At 68.4% G+C, this 16,359-nt stretch carries 14 protein-coding genes; 7 read left to right on the top strand and 7 right to left on the bottom strand.

Annotated features, from left to right (window positions below; translation table 11 throughout):
• The coding region (locus VNN10_10445; protein ID HXH22440.1) for a hypothetical protein at window positions 1-1,238 on the bottom strand (1,238 nt) is incomplete at its 3' end.
• Window positions 1,239-1,382: 144 nt separating this feature from the next.
• Here VNN10_10445 and VNN10_10440 point away from each other — a divergent pair.
• The 5 genes from VNN10_10440 to VNN10_10420 are packed head-to-tail and all read left to right on the top strand — an operon-like array spanning window position 1,383 to window position 5,795.
• Complete coding sequence (locus VNN10_10440) at window positions 1,383-2,060, top strand: response regulator transcription factor (protein HXH22439.1); 678 nt, start codon at window positions 1,383-1,385, stop codon at window positions 2,058-2,060.
• A complete protein-coding gene (locus tag VNN10_10435) occupies window positions 2,060-3,451 on the top strand; it encodes an ATP-binding protein (protein HXH22438.1) in 1,392 nt (463 codons plus the stop codon). The genes VNN10_10440 and VNN10_10435 overlap by 1 nt, the downstream gene beginning before the upstream one ends.
• Window positions 3,448-4,113 carry a phosphate signaling complex protein PhoU gene (gene phoU / locus VNN10_10430; protein ID HXH22437.1) on the top strand — a complete coding sequence of 222 codons (666 nt, stop codon included), beginning with the start codon at window positions 3,448-3,450 and terminating at the stop codon, window positions 4,111-4,113. The genes VNN10_10435 and phoU overlap by 4 nt, the downstream gene beginning before the upstream one ends.
• Before the next feature lie 52 nt (window positions 4,114-4,165).
• On the top strand, window positions 4,166-4,792 hold the full coding sequence (locus tag VNN10_10425; protein ID HXH22436.1) for a DUF47 family protein: 627 nt from the start codon (window positions 4,166-4,168) through the stop codon (window positions 4,790-4,792).
• Between the two features lie 7 nt (window positions 4,793-4,799).
• Window positions 4,800-5,795 carry an inorganic phosphate transporter gene (locus tag VNN10_10420; protein HXH22435.1) on the top strand — a complete coding sequence of 332 codons (996 nt, stop codon included), beginning with the start codon at window positions 4,800-4,802 and terminating at the stop codon, window positions 5,793-5,795.
• Window positions 5,796-5,801: 6 nt separating this feature from the next.
• Here the strand turns inward: VNN10_10420 and VNN10_10415 are convergent, their stop codons facing one another.
• The 6 genes from VNN10_10415 to VNN10_10390 are packed head-to-tail and all read right to left on the bottom strand — an operon-like array spanning window position 5,802 to window position 12,539.
• Window positions 5,802-7,739 carry an SDR family NAD(P)-dependent oxidoreductase gene (locus VNN10_10415; GenBank protein HXH22434.1) on the bottom strand — a complete coding sequence of 646 codons (1,938 nt, stop codon included), beginning with the start codon at window positions 7,737-7,739 and terminating at the stop codon, window positions 5,802-5,804.
• Entirely contained in the window at window positions 7,736-8,458 is a 723-nt protein-coding gene (locus tag VNN10_10410; GenBank protein HXH22433.1) for a sugar transferase, read from the bottom strand. The genes VNN10_10415 and VNN10_10410 overlap by 4 nt, the downstream gene beginning before the upstream one ends.
• Window positions 8,455-9,603, bottom strand: coding sequence for a DegT/DnrJ/EryC1/StrS aminotransferase family protein (locus VNN10_10405; GenBank protein ID HXH22432.1), 1,149 nt, complete (start codon window positions 9,601-9,603; stop codon window positions 8,455-8,457). The genes VNN10_10410 and VNN10_10405 overlap by 4 nt, the downstream gene beginning before the upstream one ends.
• Window positions 9,600-10,358, bottom strand: coding sequence for a methyltransferase domain-containing protein (locus VNN10_10400; GenBank protein HXH22431.1), 759 nt, complete (start codon window positions 10,356-10,358; stop codon window positions 9,600-9,602). Before VNN10_10400 ends, VNN10_10405 begins: the two co-directional genes overlap by 4 nt.
• Complete coding sequence (locus VNN10_10395; protein HXH22430.1) at window positions 10,351-11,469, bottom strand: glycosyltransferase family 2 protein; 1,119 nt, start codon at window positions 11,467-11,469, stop codon at window positions 10,351-10,353. Before VNN10_10395 ends, VNN10_10400 begins: the two co-directional genes overlap by 8 nt.
• The gene (locus VNN10_10390; protein ID HXH22429.1) at window positions 11,466-12,539 is read right to left on the bottom strand and encodes a glycosyltransferase; all 1,074 of its coding nucleotides are present in this window, start codon (window positions 12,537-12,539) and stop codon (window positions 11,466-11,468) included. Before VNN10_10390 ends, VNN10_10395 begins: the two co-directional genes overlap by 4 nt.
• Before the next feature lie 447 nt (window positions 12,540-12,986).
• Here VNN10_10390 and VNN10_10385 point away from each other — a divergent pair, with 447 nt between their 5' ends.
• A complete protein-coding gene (locus VNN10_10385) occupies window positions 12,987-14,633 on the top strand; it encodes a long-chain fatty acid--CoA ligase (GenBank protein ID HXH22428.1) in 1,647 nt (548 codons plus the stop codon).
• Between the two features lie 244 nt (window positions 14,634-14,877).
• Complete coding sequence (locus VNN10_10380) at window positions 14,878-16,359, top strand: phosphoglucomutase/phosphomannomutase family protein (protein ID HXH22427.1); 1,482 nt, start codon at window positions 14,878-14,880, stop codon at window positions 16,357-16,359.

Raw genomic sequence — 16,359 nt, 5'->3', positions numbered from 1 at the left:
TCGGCCGGACGGATGCCGCGATAGTTGGTGAAGGTGTCGCCCAGGCTGGTGGCGCGGTTCACGATCACGCCGATCGGCTCGCTGGAGGTGAGACGGACGGTGCCGACGAAGTTGAAGGGCAGCCTCTCACCTGGCGCGAGGCAGTTCGCGAAGTCGTCGCGGTCCTGGAAGCAGAGGCGGGCGCCGCGCACCGTGATCGTGTTGGTCTTCGAGACGAACTGGGCCACGCCGCTGCTCAGGTCGAACCCGTCGAAACGCAGGTCGACGCGCGCCGGCCGCGTTGGGTCTTTGTTCACGATCTGGAAGTGGGTGCTGTAGGAGTTCCCGGGCCCTACCTGCCTGTCGATCAGGGGCAGGATGATGTCCGTCCCCAGCTCGCTTTCGTCCAGGGCCCGGTAGGACGCGAAGGGGCTGAACAGGCTGTTCCAGGTGTCCGCTGTCGCGGAGATGAACTGCCGCTCCGGCCCCTGGTTGGCCGCGTTCTTGTGGAGGTCGATCCGCACGGAGCCCGTGAACTGCTCCGGGACGGGCATAGTGTCCGGGTCGCGGAACAGGGTAGCGCGCGGGGCCAGGGGCATGCCGCCGTTGGGACAGCCGGGCAATCGCGGCGCGCCCGCGGCCCCGGGCTTGTATGGCTCCCAGGCGATCTCGGAATCCGTGTAGTTCGAGAGGTAGGTGATCGTCAGGCAGGCCGTGACGGTGTCGCTCATGTTCTGGACGGCGAAGCGGCCCTGCCAGTCGCGCAGGGGTCCGTCCCGCTTCGCGGTCAGGGGCAGGAATAGCCTGTGCGACCCCGGCCCCGTCGTGACCGTGTCCCCGGCGATGGCGAAGTTCGAACCCCGGAAGACGTCCTTAGCCATGATCGCCACAATCGGTTGGTCCGTGGACACTACGGCGGAGCCCTGGAAGCCCGGCGGCAGGCTGGGGTTGTCGCGTTGGAAGAAGGTCCAGCCGCTACCCGGGAACATCGGCGGGCAGACGGGCGAGGGGCAGGTGTCCTTGCCGGCCAGGCGCCCCTGCTCGTCGAAGTAGTCGACCTCGACTGTCGCGTTGGCGTTGCCGATGTTCTGGACGCGGATCCAGGAGTTCTCGACGCCGAAGGAGTAGCCCGTTCTGGCGCGCGCGGCGCCCTCCGGCGTGGCGAAGACTACGAGGACGGCAACGAGAAGGCCGGTGATGGCGGCAAATGCCTGATAGGGGCGCCGGCTGCGGCGCAGGCGGTTGCGCAGTATCCTCAAAGGCCCACTCTCTACCCCGCCCGCAGGGATGATAGTTTGGCCCGGCGAGTGCGGTCAAACGCGCGGGCGGCGTGCGGCGCCCGTTGGCAGCCGGCGGCCGGCGGGGCGTATCATCAAATCGGAAGGCACGCGGGATTATGCTCGTTGAAGAACGTCCTGATCATTGAAGACGAACCCACACTCGTAGCGGCGCTCCGCTACAACCTGGAGCGCGAAGGACACCGCGTCCTCGCCGCCACCGACGGAGAGACCGGCCTCTCCCTTGCCCGCGCGCAGCACCCTGATGCCGTCATCCTGGATCTGATGCTCCCGGGTATGAGCGGCCTCGAGATCTGCCGCGTCCTGCGGCGCGAGTCCACCGTGCCCATCCTCATCCTCACTGCCCGCGCGGAGGAGACAGACAAGGTCGTTGGCCTCGAGCTCGGCGCCGACGACTACGTGACCAAGCCTTTCAGCATGCGCGAGCTGCTGGCGCGCGTCGGCGCCCTTCTGCGCCGCGGCGAAATGGGCGCGGCCGGCGAGCACGAGAGGCTGACGGCGGGCGACATAGTCCTCGACCTGACCCGCCGCGAGGCGACGAAGGGGGGCGTAGAACTAGTACTGAAGCCCAAGGAGTATGAGCTGCTGGCGTTTTTCATGAAGAACCGCGGCCGCGCCTTCAGCCGGGACCAACTCTTGAGCCAGGTCTGGGGCTACGACTTCGCCGGCGATAGCCGCACCGTGGACGTCCACGTCAGCTGGCTCCGCCAGAAGATCGAGGCCGAGCCCTCGAAGCCGGCGCGTCTGATTACGGTCCGCGGCGTGGGCTACAGGTTCGACTGATGCCTCGCGGCCGGCTTGCCCTCCGCGTGACCCTGCCGATCACCACGGGGCTGGCCGCCGCGATCGGCGCGGTCCTGGCGTACGCAATCACGGGCGGCTGGCCTTATGCCATTGCCGGCGCCGCGGTGGGCGCCTGGGCAACCGCCCTGCTCGCCGCCGAGACCATCACCTCCGCCTTCGCCCAGGCCAGTCAACGGCTGCGGAACATCGCCCGCGGCGCTGAGGATGACGCCGGCGCCGGTCCGCGCCTGCTCGAATCCGCCGAGCTCCATGACGCCATCGAGGAACTGGCGCAGGCGCTGGCCACGCGCGCGGATGCAGCCTCCCGCGACCGTGCCCGGCTCGTCGCCGCCCTGAACAGCAGCGGCGACGCCATCGTCGCTGTGGACGGGGAGGGCAAGGTGGCGTTCGCGAACATCGCCGCGGAAAGGCTGCTCGTCCGTCCTCACGGCGACCTCCTGGGGCGGCCCTTTGCCTGGCTGATGCCGAACGCTGACATCCTGGAGGCGATGCGCCTCAGCTCGGAGGCCGGCCGGCGCGAGACTCGCACCATCGAGCGTCCGAACAAGGAGTTCTTGGAGGTCAGCGTCAACCCCGTGGTCGGGGGTGACTGGGCCGCATTCCTCGTCTTTCACGACCTCACGGAGGTCAGGCGGGCCGACCAGATGCGTCGCGACTTCGTCGCCAACGTTTCCCACGAACTGCGCACGCCCCTGGCGTCCATCCGTGCCGTGCTCGATACGCTCGAGGCCGGGGCGATGGCCGACCCTGTCGCCGGCCGCGAGTTCATCTCCCGCGCCCAGGCGGAGGTGGAGCGTCTGACAGCGATGGTCGGCGAACTGCTGGAGCTCTCTCGCATAGAGTCCGGCGACCTCGGCTCGAAGCCGGTCCCCACAGACATGGCCCGCGTCGTGGGAGCGGCCGTGACCCGCATGCAGCCCCAGGCGGAACGGCTGGGCGTGCGCCTTGGCCTCGCTCTTCCGCAGAGCATGCCGGCCGTGCTTGGAGACGCTGAGCGGCTGGAGCGCGCCGTGGTGAACCTGGTGCACAATGCCCTGAAGTTTACGCCGCGGGGAGGGAATGTCGTGGTCAGTGCCCGCACCGCCGGGGACGTCGTGACCGTCGAAGTCCAGGACGATGGCGCCGGCATTGACGCGCGTGACCTGCCCCGCATCTTCGAGCGCTTCTACAAGTCCGACCGGTCGCGGCGCACCGAGGGCTCCGGCCTGGGACTGGCGCTCGTGAAGCGTACGGTAGAAGCTCATGGCGGCCGCGTCGAGGCCGTAAGCGAACTCGGCCGCGGCTCGACGTTCAGGCTCACGCTGCCCGTCCTCGGCTCCGGCGCCGCCGGGGAGGCCGCGGAGGCTCCGGCGAGAAGGAGGGCCCAGTGACGAGGACCGCGTTCGACAAGCAGTTGGCCGAGATCCAGCAGGACATGCTGCTCATGGGCGAAATGGTCAAGAGCGCCATCGAGCGGAGCATCCAGGCCCTGAAGGACCGCGACGCCGATCTCGCGCGCGAGGTGATCCAGGACGACATCAAGATCAATCGCCTGCGCTACGATATCGAGCACCGCTGCCAGGAGGTCGTTGCAACCCAGCAGCCTCTCGCCGGCGACCTGCGGGTGATCTTCTCGATACTTCACATAATCGTGGACCTCGAGCGGATGGGCGACCATGCCGAGGGCACGGCGAAGATAGCGATCATGATGGCCGACGCCCCGCCCTTGAAGCCGTACATCGACATTCCCCGTATGGCCGGGATTGCCATGGACATGCTCACGGGCAGCCTCGAGGCCTTCCGCGACCGCGACGAGGAGCGCGCTCGCCGAATCGTCGACCAGGACGACGAGGTCGACGCGCTCTACGACCAGGTGTACCGCGAGCTACTGACCTACATGATCAGCGACCCCTCTACGATCGAGCGGGCGACCCACCTGACCTGGGTTGCGCACAACCTGGAACGCATCGCGGACCGGGTGACGAACATCTGCGAGCGCGTCATCTACCTGGTCTCGGGCCGTATCGAGGAACTGAACATCTCGAAGTATTGAGGTCAGGGATTCCCTAAGCGGGATTTGCGCTAGACTTGGCGCTGAGGCCGGTATGCCCATTTCCATAATCCCCAGGAATACGCGTTTCTTCGACTTGTTCGAGCAGCTTGCGAACAAGATGGTCCAGTGCGCCGAGAGCCTGTCAGACATGCTCCAGCACTTCGAGAACGTGGAAATGAAGACGGCGCACCTCAAGCAGCTCGAGCACGAGGGCGACAACATCACGCACGACCTCTACCGGCTCGTGCACCAGACGTTCGTCACGCCCTTCGACCGGGAGGACATAGCGGCCCTGGCGCAGAGCCTCGACGACGTGATCGACTTCCTGGAGGCAGCCGGCACCGCCATCCGTGTCTACGACGTCGACATGCCTACTCCCGCGGCTCGCGGCCTGGCCGACATCGCCCGGATGCAGACCAAGCAATTGCAGGCCGCGATTGTGGCCCTGAAGAGCCGCGGCCGCCTGCGCGAGATCCTGGAGATGGTGAAGGAAGTCAACCGCCTTGAGAACGAGGCCGATGCCCTGTTCCTGTCCGCCATGGGAGAGCTGTTCCAGGGTGAGGTCCACGCCATCGACGTGATCAAGTGGCGTGACATCTACGACCTCCTCGAAGAGGCGACGGACGGCTGCGAGACCGTCGCGCACGCGCTCGAGGCAATCGTCCTGAAGCACGCCTGACGGCCGGATGACGGACACGTTCGGCTTTCTGGTCTTCACCTTCATCGCCATCCTTCTCTTCGAAGCCGTGAACGGCTGGACGGACGCGCCAAACGCGATCGCGACTGTCGTCTCCACCCGCGTCTTGCCGCCGATGGTCGCTGTCAGCATGGCGGCGGTGCTCAACCTCGTCGGCGCCCTGTCCGGCACTGCCGTGGCGACGACGATCGGCAAGGGACTCGTCGACATCGACCAGGGACTCACGCTGGAGACCGCCGCTGCCGGCGCTCTGGCCGTGGTCATCTGGAGCTCGCTCGCCGCCTACTTCGGGCTGCCGACGAGCGAAAGCCACGGCATCGTATCGGGCCTGGCGGGCGCGGCCGTTGCCGTCGCGGGCCTCGACGTGCTCATCGTCGGCGGCTGGGAGAAGGTCTTCTTCGGTGTCGGCACGGCCGTGTTCTTCGGCTTCATCGGGGCCTTCGTGCTGATGGTCGCCGTGCTCTGGCTCTTCCAGAAGACCAATCCGTCCTCGGTCAGGCGTCTGTTTGGGCCGTTACAGGTGGTGTCGTCCGCCTTCATGGCCTGGAGCCACGGCACGGCAGACGGCCAGAAGGCGATCGGCGTTATGGCCATGGCCCTCGCCATCTACAACGAGACGCCCTCCAGCGAGTTCGAGGTGCCGCTGTGGGTGATCTTCCTGGGGGCCGGGACGCTCGGCGTCAGCACCATGGCCGGAGGCTGGCGGATCATAAGGACGCTGGGCATGCGGGTGACTCAGTTGGAGACATATCAGGGCTTCTGCGCCGAGGCTGCGGCGGCCACAACCCTTACCGTCACCGCCCGCTTCGGCATCCCCCTGAGCACTACGCACACCATCGGTTCGGCCATCATGGGCGTGGGCGCGACCAGGCGGCTCTCGGCCGTGCGCTGGGGTATTGCCTACAACATCCTCACGGCCTGGGTACTGACTTTCCCGGTGTGCTTCGGCCTGGGGTATCTGATCGCGACCATCATCCCGGACTAGCGGCGCCTACGCCTGGTTCTCGAGAGGCGCCACCGGCGGCTCCCCGGGCTCCGAGACCCTCGGCGTCTCCACGGGCTCTTCGCGGTCGATGCGGGCCAGCGCGTGCAGCTTCGCCGGCAGGTTGACCGGCCGGCGAGGCAGGTCCAATTCGAGTTCGCGGATGCCGGCGCGGAGCTCGGCGCCCGAAAAGCGAAGCGACGATACCACGCGACGCACGTTAGGGTGGCGCGTCGCCTGCAGTTGCTCGTAGTCGGCTATCAGGTTCTCGCGCAGGCGGTCGCCAGGGCGCAGGCCGACGAACTCGATCGGCACGTCCTCGCCGGGCTCCATACCCTGCAGCCGGATGAGGCGCTCGGCAAGGTCCGTAATCCGTACCTCCTCGCCGGCGTCCACCAGGAAGATGTCGCCGCCGCGGGAAAGGGCAGCGGCCTGGACCGTAAGACCAGCGACTTCGCTGATGGTGAGGAAGAAGCGCGCCATGTCCGGGTGGGTCACCGAGATCGGCAGGCCCTGCTGGATCTGCTGCGTGAAGCGCCCGAGTACGGCGCCTTTCGCGTCGATGACGTTGGTGAGGCGCAGCGCCGCGAAGCGCGTCGGTCCCGGTTGCGAAGCGACCAGCAGCTCGCCGATGCGCTTCGCCGCCCCGTAGACGCTGGCCGGGTTCACCGCCGTGTGGCTGGAGAGGAACACCACCTGCTCGGCGCCCACCTGGCGCGCCGCCTCGAAGACGTTCAGCGTGCCGAGCACGTCCGTCTCGAACGCCTGGTCCGGGTGGTCCTCCATCATCGGCACGATCTTGTAGGCGGCGAGGTGGAAGACCACCTGCGGCCGCGCTGCCTCGAAGACAGCCTCCAGGCGGTGGCGGTCCGTCATGCTGTACAGCCAGGTCTTGATCAGTTCCTGGTTGGCCGCGCCCTGCCGGAGCTCGTTGCGCAGCTCGTAGAGCCCGGTCTCGTTGATGTCGAGGAGATGCAGGGCCGCGGGGTTCAGGGCCGCCACTTTGCGGGCCAGCTCAGCCCCGATGGACCCGGCCGCGCCCGTGATGAGCACCGCCCGCCCTTCGATCACCTGGCGGCACTGCTCCTCGTCGACTTCCACCGGAGGCCGCGCGAGCACGTCCTCCATCGTTATCTCGCGCATCTCGCCGGCGCGGCCGCGCCCCTGGATCACCTCCGAGGGTCCCTGGACGATGCGGACCGGGACCTTCAACGGCTCTACGAGCGCGAGGAGGTCTTGCAACGGCGCGTCACGTCCGGGTGTCAACGCCAGCGCCACCACGTCCACCTTGTGCCGTTCGACGGCGGCCGCGATGTCGTTCCTGTTGCCGACGACCGGCACGCGGTGGATGCGCTTGCCCTGCAGCGACGGGTCGTCGTCGATGAAGGCCACGGCGCGGTAGGGCTGGTTCGGGCGCCGCTGTAGGTCCGCGACCAGGTACTGGCCGGTGTCGCCAGCGCCGACAACCATTACGCGCTGCTTCTGGCCGCTGAACTCGGGCGGTGTCAGCCAGCCGCCGGTCCAGACCCGCGGCAGCATGCGCACCATCGCGTGGAAGAGGAAGATGAAGGCGGCGCTGATCACGTTCACGCTCAGGGGGATGGGACGCTTGGGCAGCAAGACGTTCACGGTGAACACGGCCGCGGTCACCAGCGCGACCGCGATCGCCAGCATGAGGGCGTCCCGGACGCTGCCGTACTGCCAGGCCGTCCGGTACACGCCGAGCATCTGGTAGGCGAGGATGTAGGCAATGGCGATCAGGGGGCCTGCCCAGGCAAGCTGCCGCCAGGACTCCGCCGGCACCTCTTGCGGCGAAAACCGCAGCCAGAGGGCCAGCGCATAGCTCCCGATGACGATGCCGATGTCGAGGAGGAGCCAGGCGACTGCGCCCGCGCCGCGCCGGATGCCGCCGGCGCCATTCGCCTCTTTCGCGGGTTGACCTGTCAACGAGCGCCTTCCCTGCGCAGCACTACGCGGAGGCTCTTCAGCATGATGCGAATGTCACGTGCGAATGGATGTTCGCGTACGTAGTCGAGATCGTAGGCCATGATTTCCTGATAGGTCAAATCCGCGCGGCCGTTCACCTGTGCCAGTCCCGTTATGCCGGGCTTCACCTTGAAGCGCGCGTGGTATTCGGGCCGGTAGGCGGCCACGATCTCGGGCTCGTCCGGCCGCGGGCCGACGAGGTGCATGTCGCCCTTGATGACGTTGAGCAGCTGCGGCATTTCGTCCAGGCTGCAGGCGCGCAACACCCGGCCGATCTCCGTTACCCGCCGCTCGAAGCCCGGCGGCCGGAACCTGAAGCTCTCGATCTCGCCGACAACCGGCACCGTCTGCTCTTCCGGCCTCGCCACTTTCATCGAGCGGAACTTATAGACTTCGAAGAGCCTGCCGCCCTTGCCGACCCGCTTCTGCCGGAAAAGCACCGGCCCCGGCGACTCGAGCTTCACCAGCAGCGCGATCAGCGCCAGCAGCGGGCTGAAGACGACCAGGCCGATGGTAGCGATGCCGATGTCGAAAAGGCGCCGCTGGAGCGCGTCCGGCTCGCCCTCGTCGTCGCCCACGAGTGCCCGCACGAGCGCGGGCGAGCCGGGCTTTCGTCCGGGCGGCCGGCGTCCTGGCGCCGCTGGCCCGGTCTGCGGCGAGGGGCCGACCCGATCGCTCATGCCGGCCTGGTGCATTCCCTCACGGCCTCCACGACGCGCTCGACGTCCGCATCCCGCATCCCGGGGTACAAGGGCAGCGATATCAGGCGCTCGAATTCCGCCTCGGTTACCGGCAGGTCGCCCTTTCGAAGGCCCAGGCGCTCCCGGTAGTACGGCTGGTAATGCACCGGGTAGTAATGCACGGATGACCTGATGCCCTTCGCGCTAAGCCGTTCGACCACTTCGTTCCTGGGCACGGGCGTGTTGCGCAGGCGGATGACGTAGAGGTGCCAGTTGGAGGTCACCTCTGGCCGGACGGTGGGCGTTTCCACCGTCTCGCAGCCGGCGAACAGCCGCGTGTAAAGCGCGGCGAGCTCCGCCCGGCGGCGGTTCATGGCCTCCAGCTTCCGGAGCTGCACCAGCCCCAGCGACGCCTCCAGGTCCGTCATCCGGTAGTTGAAGCCCGCCGCGTCGACCGTGTAGTACGGCGCCCCGGTGGCCGCATAGCGCTTCCAGGCGTCCGTGTCCTGGCCCTGGTTGCGCAGCACGGCGACCCGGGCCGCCAGCTCGCTGTCGTCCGTCGTGACCATGCCGCCTTCGCCGGTCGTCATGTTCTTGATGGCGTAGAAGCTGAAGATGCTGGCATGCGCGATAGTGCCGTCGAAGCGGCCTTTGTACTTCGCCCCCGCGGCCGTCGCCGCGTCCTCGATCACCCTGAGCCCGTGCCGCCGCGCCAGGTCCATGATTTCGTCCATCCGGCAGGGCTGGCCGGCGTAGACGACGGGCATGATCGCCTTCGTGCGCGGCGTGAGCTTGCGCTCGATGTCGGCGGGGTCAATGTTGAGGTCGTCGTAGCAGATGTCGGCCAGCACGACCCGCGCGCCCGTGTGCACGATGACGCTGGCGGTCGAAGGGAACGTAAGTGCGCTGGTGATGACCTCGTCGCCTTCGCCGATCCCACAGGCCAGGAGCGCAAGGTGCATGCCCGCCGTGCATGAACTGACCGCGACGGCATGCCTGGCCCCGATGTAGCGCGCGAACTCCTGCTCGAAGCGCTGGGTCTTGGGGCCGAAAGCAAGCCAGCCCGACCTCAGCGTGTCGACGACCTCGTCGATCTCCTCCTGGGTGATGTCCGGCCGGGCGAGCGGGATAAAGTCGTCAGTCAAGGCGGGCCTGTGGGGCCGAGGTCCGGGCCGGCGCTGCCTTCGGTGGCGAGCACGGGCCGGAGGACCGCGAGGTAGTGAGTGCGCAGGAAGGGTAGCACTTCGAGGAGCGTGCAGGCGAGCCAGCCACCCGGCAGCGGCGCCAGCAGCCGCGTCAGCGGTGGCGCGAGCGTGACGGCGCGAAAGGTGGCCCGCCAGCCGGGAAAGAGCCGGGACACCTCTCGACGGCTTACTGGCCGGGCGTCGCGGTTGAGGGGGTTCACCCAGAAGTCGTACAGGACGATGGCGCCTTCGCGGGAGCACACCCGGGACATCTCCGAGGCCACGCGCGCCCGGGCGCCCGCGTTTATTACGGAGGAGAGCAGAGTGAAGCCGAGCACCAGGCCGAACTCCTGGTCGGGAAAAGGCAGCGCCTGGGCATCCGCGACCTCGAACCGGGCGCCAGGCGTCAGGTCCCGCGCCCGCGCGATGCGCTCCGGCAGCAGGTCTACGCCCGTCATGCAGGAGGGCGCCGCGCCCAAGCGCACGAGGTCGCGCAGCACGCCACCGTCGCCGCAGCCGACATCCAGCAGCCGCCGCCCTTCGAGCGGCAGAAGCCCGGCATCATCGAGCAGGCGGGCCAGCGCCCGGTCGCGAGACTGGTAGATGAAGAGGTTTGCCGGGCGCCAGTACTCATAGCGGGCGTCCAGCCCCAAACGCGCCCGGCGCTCGTACGCGGCCCGGACGCGCGCCGCCTCCCGGTCGAGGTCGCTAGACATCGGGCGCTTGCGGCGCCGCCTGCACCTTCCGAGGCGCTGCCGCCGGCCCGCGGCGCGCGGCCGACGGCAGGAGCTGCCGCGCGAAGCCGTACAGCAGCCCGGCCCCGGCGGGGAGGTGGATGCAGGGGAACGCCGGCGGGATCAATGCGAAGATGCGCCAGTGCCCACCGCGCGCCGCGATCCAGAGCGAGGCCAGCAGGCAAAAGGCCGCGTATGAGGCCATCACCGCCTGGTGCAGACGCGCGAACGGGCGCCCAAAGGACGAGAGCAGGGGCAAGCCCACCAGCGACGCCACCAGGGCCGACGGCACCAGGTGGCGCCAGCGCAGGCGTCCGGGGTGCTTTCGGAGGACGCCGGCCTTGGCGATACCGTAACGCCAGTACTGGCGCGCGAGATCGCGGTAGGTAGAGCGCGCGTAGTACACGGAGCCGATCGAGGGCGTGAGAAGGATGCGGCCGCCGGCGTCGCGCAAGCGGTAGTTGAACTCGTCATCTTCGCCGTACACTGCTTCCTCGTCGAAGCCGCCTATGCGTTCGAACACCTCCCGCTTGTAGGCGCCAAAGGCGACCGAGTCCGTCCACTGCTCCTGCAGGGAGTGCCTGAAGGCCGCGTCTCCTACCCCGAAGGGCGACGACACGGCGAGCGCTATCGCCTGGCCGACGGGCCCTCGCCCCATCGTCCGGATCGGGCCGCCAACGGCGTCGGCGCCGCTCTCCCGTAAAGCGCGCACGCTCGCGGAGAGGAAGTGCGGGTCGACCAGCGAGTGTCCGTCCACTTTGACAATGACGTCGCCGCGCGCTACCGACAGCCCCAGATTGAGGCCTGCGGCGGTCGTGCGCTTGCGGTTCGTCAGGAAGAGGTCAGGGACGCCCAGTTCGAGGGCCGCGGCCTGCGCCTCCGCCATGGTGCCATCGGTCGACTCGCCGTCCAGGACAATGACCTCGAAGTTCTCGCGCGGGTAGTCCTGTTGTGCGAGCGCCTGCAGGCAAGGGCCGATGTAGCCCTCTTCGTTGCGCACGGCCATGATCACGGACACGAAAGGCAGGTCCGGCCGCGGCGCCGGCGGGCCTTCCGGGGCGCTTTGCTCTTCGGGGGCCGCCGGCCGCGTCATCCCGTGACCCCGGCCAGGCTGCCGGCAAGCTCCTCATAGAGGCGGGCCATCTCCGCGGCGTTCTTCGCCCAGTCGTAATGCTCGGCTACGAACTCGCGCCCGGCCTGGCCCAGGCGCAGTCTCAGCGCGGGGTCCCGCGCCAGCTGGCCGATGGCCTCCGCGATAGCCCCGGCGTCGCCCGGCGGTACCAGGCTGCCGGTCACGCCGTCGACCACTACATCCGGCAGGCCCTGCACCCGCGACGCGATCACGGGCAGGCCGCAGGCCGAGGCCTCGACCGCGGCGACGCCGAAGCCCTCGAACAGGGACGGCAGCACGAAGATGTCCAGCGTCCGAAGGAAGCCGGGCACGTTATCGTATTCCAGCCAGCCCGAGAACTCGACGCGCCCCTGGAGGCCCCGCTCCCGCACCAGGGCCTCCAGCCGCCGGCGTTGCGGGCCCTCGCCGGCGATCCGCAGCTTGACTTGGTCTCGCAAGCCGGCGCTGGCGACGGCTTCGATGAGGTGTCGCAACCCCTTTTCCGGTGACAGCCGGGAGACGGTGCCGACGACGACATCCTCACGCGGCAGCGGCTCGGCGGGCCGGAAGCGGTCGAGGTCGACGCCGTAGGGGATGCTGCGCACGCCGCAGTCCGGCGGCATGAAGCGCATCGTCGCCCGGGCGAGCGCGGGCCCCGTCGCGGTGACGGCGTCCGCATGGGAGAGCGCGTAGCGCGTGATCCAGCCATGCAGCGGCGACAGGCGTGGCGCCTCGAAGACGTCCATGCCCCAGACCGAGGCGATGAACGGATGGTAGCCGCTGAGCGCGCCCAGGAAGCCGTAGCTCGTGAGGTGCATGGCATGCAGCAGGTCCGGCTTCCTTTCGCGCACTAGCCGGGCCACGCCCCGCGCCTTCACCAGGTAGCGCAGTTTCCCGAGCGCCTCCAGCCCCGAGAGGTGCGTGACCCGCGCCCCCTCGATCGCCGCCGGCCGGAACGAAAGCACCTCGCACTCGTGGCCGCGCTCCGCGAAGTGCCTCACCCAGCGCTGCGTGTGGGGATAGGGCGCGTCCGCCAGGTATAGAATCCGCACTCCCCGATTCTAGCAGGGCGCCCTCGATGCCCTCGCGCTCGCCTTCGCCGACGCCGAGGAGCGCTTTCGGCTGCTGCCGCCGGCCGCGGCCCTGCCCTCTTGCCTCGCGGCGCCGCGCGCCGAGGTCGTCGTCATCGACCCCGCTCCCCGTGGCCGCTTCGACCGGGCCTGGCTTGCCGAAGTCCGATCTTTCGTCCCACAGGCCCTGCTCATCCTGTAGACCAACGGCCTCGACGCCGCCCGCCTCGCCGCGGCCCTCGATGGCGCGGGGGCCTGGATTACTGCACCGGCAGAGCAGAGTGCAAAGTGCAGAGTACACAGTGCAGAGCACAGAGTAGTGATAGGGAGTCACTAGTGAGAGGGAGGCACTCTTCCTGCACTCCGCACTCTGTACGCCGTGCTTCGACCGGCGCTAACATGCCCCCACCAACCACGGAGGTAGCCCTGATGCTCCCGATGCCCAGCACCATGATGGACCGCCCCCTGCTCATCAAGGAGATCCTCTGGCGCGCGGAGAAGCTTTATGCCTACCGCCAGGTCGTGACTCAGCGGGAGGCCGGCGAACCCAGGCGTTCCACCTACGGTGGCGTCGCGGTCCGCGCCCGCAAGCTCGCCAGCGCCCTCGAGAGGGCCGGCGTCAGGCCCGGTGACCGCGTGGCCACGTTCGGATGGAACACCCAGACGCACCTCGAGTGCTATTTCGCGATCCCGTGCATGGGCGCCGTCCTGCACACCATCAACGTCCGCCTCTTTCACGACCAGCTCGAGTACATCATCAACCACGCCGAAGACCAGGTCGTCTTCTGCGACCGCTCCGTCCTGCCGGTCTTCGAGCAGCTCGCGGGCAAGATCCCCAGCGTCCGCCTGGTGGTACTCATGAACGAAGGGCCGGGGCCGTCTACGGACGCCTTCCAGACCGTCGACTACGAAGAGTTCCTGGGCGCTGGCTCCGAGAGCTTCGACTGGCCCGACCTGGACGAGCGCTCGGCCGCCGGCATGTGCTACACCTCCGGCACCACGGGCAACCCGAAGGGCGTGGTCTACAGCCACAGGTCGACCTTCCTGCACTCGCTCGTCGCCGGCCTGCCGAACAGCACCGGCGTTGGCGAGCACGACGCCGTCATGTACGCGGTGCCGATGTTCCACGCCAACGCCTGGGGGCTTCCCTACACCTGCGCCCTGGCGGGCGCCGCCCAGGTGCTTAGCGACCGTTTCCTCGACCCTCAGCGCGTCGTGAACCTGCTCGACAGCGAAGGCGTGACGATCTCCGCCGGCGTCCCGACGATCTGGATCGGGGTCCTCAACCTGCTCGAGACGAGCGGCCGCAGACTGCCGAAGCTGCGACGCGTGCTCTGTGGCGGCTCCGCCGCGCCGCCGGCCCTCATCGACGGCCTGCGCCGCAACGGTATCGAGCTCGTGCATGCCTGGGGCATGACCGAGACCTCGCCCCTCGGCTCCCTCACCCGCATCCCCTCGGTGCTGCTGGATGCACCGGAGGCGGAGCAGAACAAGTACCGTTACAAGCAGGGCCAGATCGTCCCGACGATCGAGTGCCGCATCGTCGATGTCGAAAGCGGCAGGGAGCTCCCGTGGGACGGCGTTGCCTTCGGCGAGCTGCAGGTGCGCGGCCCCTACATCACCGGCTCCTACTACCACGACCCGCAGAGCGCCGAGAAGTTCTCGGCCGACGGCTGGCTCCGCACCGGCGACGTCGCCACCATCGACCAGTACGGCTTCATTCAGCTGGTCGACCGCACCAAGGACCTCGTCAAGTCGGGCGGGGAGTGGATCTCCTCGGTCGAGCTCGAGAACTTGATCATGGCCCACCCCAAGGTCCTGGAGGCGGCCGTGGTCGGCCTGCCTCACCCCAAGTGGGACGAGCGCCCCGTCGCGGCCGTCGTCCTGAAGCCGGACCAGATGCTGACCGCCGACGAGGTGAGGGCCTTCCTCTCCGACAAGGTGGCCAAGTGGTGGCTGCCGGACGAAGTCCTCTTCGTCGAGTCGCTCCCCAAGACGAGCGTCGGCAAGTTCGCGAAAAACCACCTCCGGGAGCAGCTGGCGGAAGTCGCCCGGCGGTGGGCGGCGGTGGGGTAGGACAGAGGACAGAGAGCAGAGGACAGAGCAGACGGCAGAGAGCAGAGAGCGGAGAGCAGAGAGCAGAGAGCGGAGAGCAGAGAGCGGAGAGCAGAGAGCAGAGAGCAGAGAGCAGAGAGTAGACAGGTCACTCATCGCCGGCCCGGCGCCCTGGGCAGCGGGCTGGCGCAAGTAAGGACGCTTGTGCCTTTGCACTCTGGGGCCTGGCCTCAGCCATGACCACCGATGCGGTACGATAGGGCCAGTGGCTCCCTCACCCCACCGCACCCTCATCCGCTTCGGCACGGACGGCTGGCGGGCGATCATCGCCGACGAGTACACGTTCGAGAACGTCCGCTACTGCGCTGAGGGGGTCGCATCCTATCTTCACTCCGCGGGCCTGGCGTCGCGGGGCCTGGTCGTGGGCTACGACACCCGCTTCGCCTCCGAGGACTTCGCTGCGGCTGCCGCCGACGTAATCGCGGCGCGAGGCATCGACGTCTGGCTCTTCGACCGTCCCGCGCCCACGCCGGTCGCCTGTCATGCCGTCCTGCGCAAGGGGACGGGTGGCGCCGTCGTCATCACGGCCTCGCACAACCCCGGCCGCTACAACGGCTTCAAGTACAAGACCGAGGCCGGCGGTAGTGCGCCGCCGGAAGTTATCGCCCGCATCGAGGCCGGCCTGGACGAAGCGCAGATCCGGGCTTACGGCGCCTTGAAGCTTGAGGAGGGTCTCGCCGGCCGCGGCGCTGGCGTCGTGGCTGAAGGCGCCCCGGCTGCAGAAGGGAAGGTTGTCACCTTCGACCCGCTGCCGGAGTACGAAGAGAGCCTCCGCGGCCTCGTGGACCTGCAGACGTTGCGCGAGGCAGGCCTCACGGTCGTCTACGACGCCATGCACGCCGCCGGCGCGGGCATCCTTGCACGCCTCCTGGACGGCGGCCGCACGGGGGTAATCGAGATCCGCGGCGAGCGAAACCCTGCCTTTCCCGGCATGACCTCGCCGGAGCCTATCGCCCGCAACCTCTCGGCCCTGGCCGAGCGCGTGGTCTCCGAACGCGCGGCCGTGGGCCTCGCGAACGACGGTGACGCCGACCGGCTGGGCGTGATCGACGAGCACGGGCGTTTCGTCGACCAACTTCAGACGTACGCCCTCCTCTGCTACTACCTGCTGGAGTACCGCGGCCTGCGCGCCCCCCTGGTCCGCTCCCTGACGAGCACACGCATGGTGGACAAGCTCGGGCGCCTCTACGGCGTCGACGTGCACGAGACCCCGGTTGGGTTCAAGTTCCTGGGGCCGAAGATGACGGAGGTCGGCGCCATGGCGGCGGGGGAGGAGAGCGGCGGCTATGCCTTCTCTGGCCATATCCCCGAACGCGACGGCGTCTACTCCGGTCTCCTGTTCCTCGACCTCATCGCCCGCTCGGGCAAGTGGCCCTCGGAGCTGGTGCGCGAGTTGTACTCGAAGGTCGGCCAGCACTTCTACGACCGGATCGACGTCCATCTGGATCCCGCGACCCGCGACGCCGCTGTCGCCCGCGTTGCCGAAGCGGAGCCGACGCGCCTTGCCGGCATCGAGGTCGTCTCCAAGGACACCGTCGACGGTTTCCGCTTTGAGCTCGGCGACAAGGGCTGGGTGCTCGTGCGCCCTTCGGGCACCGAGCCGCTCCTGCGCATTTACACCGAGACGACAGAGAAGGGCCTCGTCGAGCCGCTCCTGCAAGCCGCCAAGGCCCTGGCCGGGCTGTGA

The organism is Dehalococcoidia bacterium (assembly GCA_035574915.1).
In the GTDB taxonomy this organism is placed as follows: Bacteria; Chloroflexota; Dehalococcoidia; order DSTF01; family WHTK01; genus DATLYJ01.
This window is presented reverse-complemented; position numbering and strand designations above follow the sequence as displayed.

Excerpts from the sequence above, each read along its gene's own strand:
- VNN10_10410 (HXH22433.1), bottom strand. The coding sequence starts at position 8,458 with ATGAGCGATCGGGTCGGCCCCTCGCCGCAGACCGGGCCAGCGGCGCCA.
- VNN10_10420 (HXH22435.1), top strand. The coding sequence starts at position 4,800 with ATGACGGACACGTTCGGCTTTCTGGTCTTCACCTTCATCGCCATCCTT.
- VNN10_10400 (HXH22431.1), bottom strand. The coding sequence starts at position 10,358 with ATGTCTAGCGACCTCGACCGGGAGGCGGCGCGCGTCCGGGCCGCGTAC.
- VNN10_10395 (HXH22430.1), bottom strand. The coding sequence starts at position 11,469 with ATGACGCGGCCGGCGGCCCCCGAAGAGCAAAGCGCCCCGGAAGGCCCG.
- VNN10_10385 (HXH22428.1), top strand. The coding sequence starts at position 12,987 with ATGCTCCCGATGCCCAGCACCATGATGGACCGCCCCCTGCTCATCAAG.
- VNN10_10435 (HXH22438.1), top strand. The coding sequence starts at position 2,060 with ATGCCTCGCGGCCGGCTTGCCCTCCGCGTGACCCTGCCGATCACCACG.
- VNN10_10425 (HXH22436.1), top strand. The coding sequence starts at position 4,166 with ATGCCCATTTCCATAATCCCCAGGAATACGCGTTTCTTCGACTTGTTC.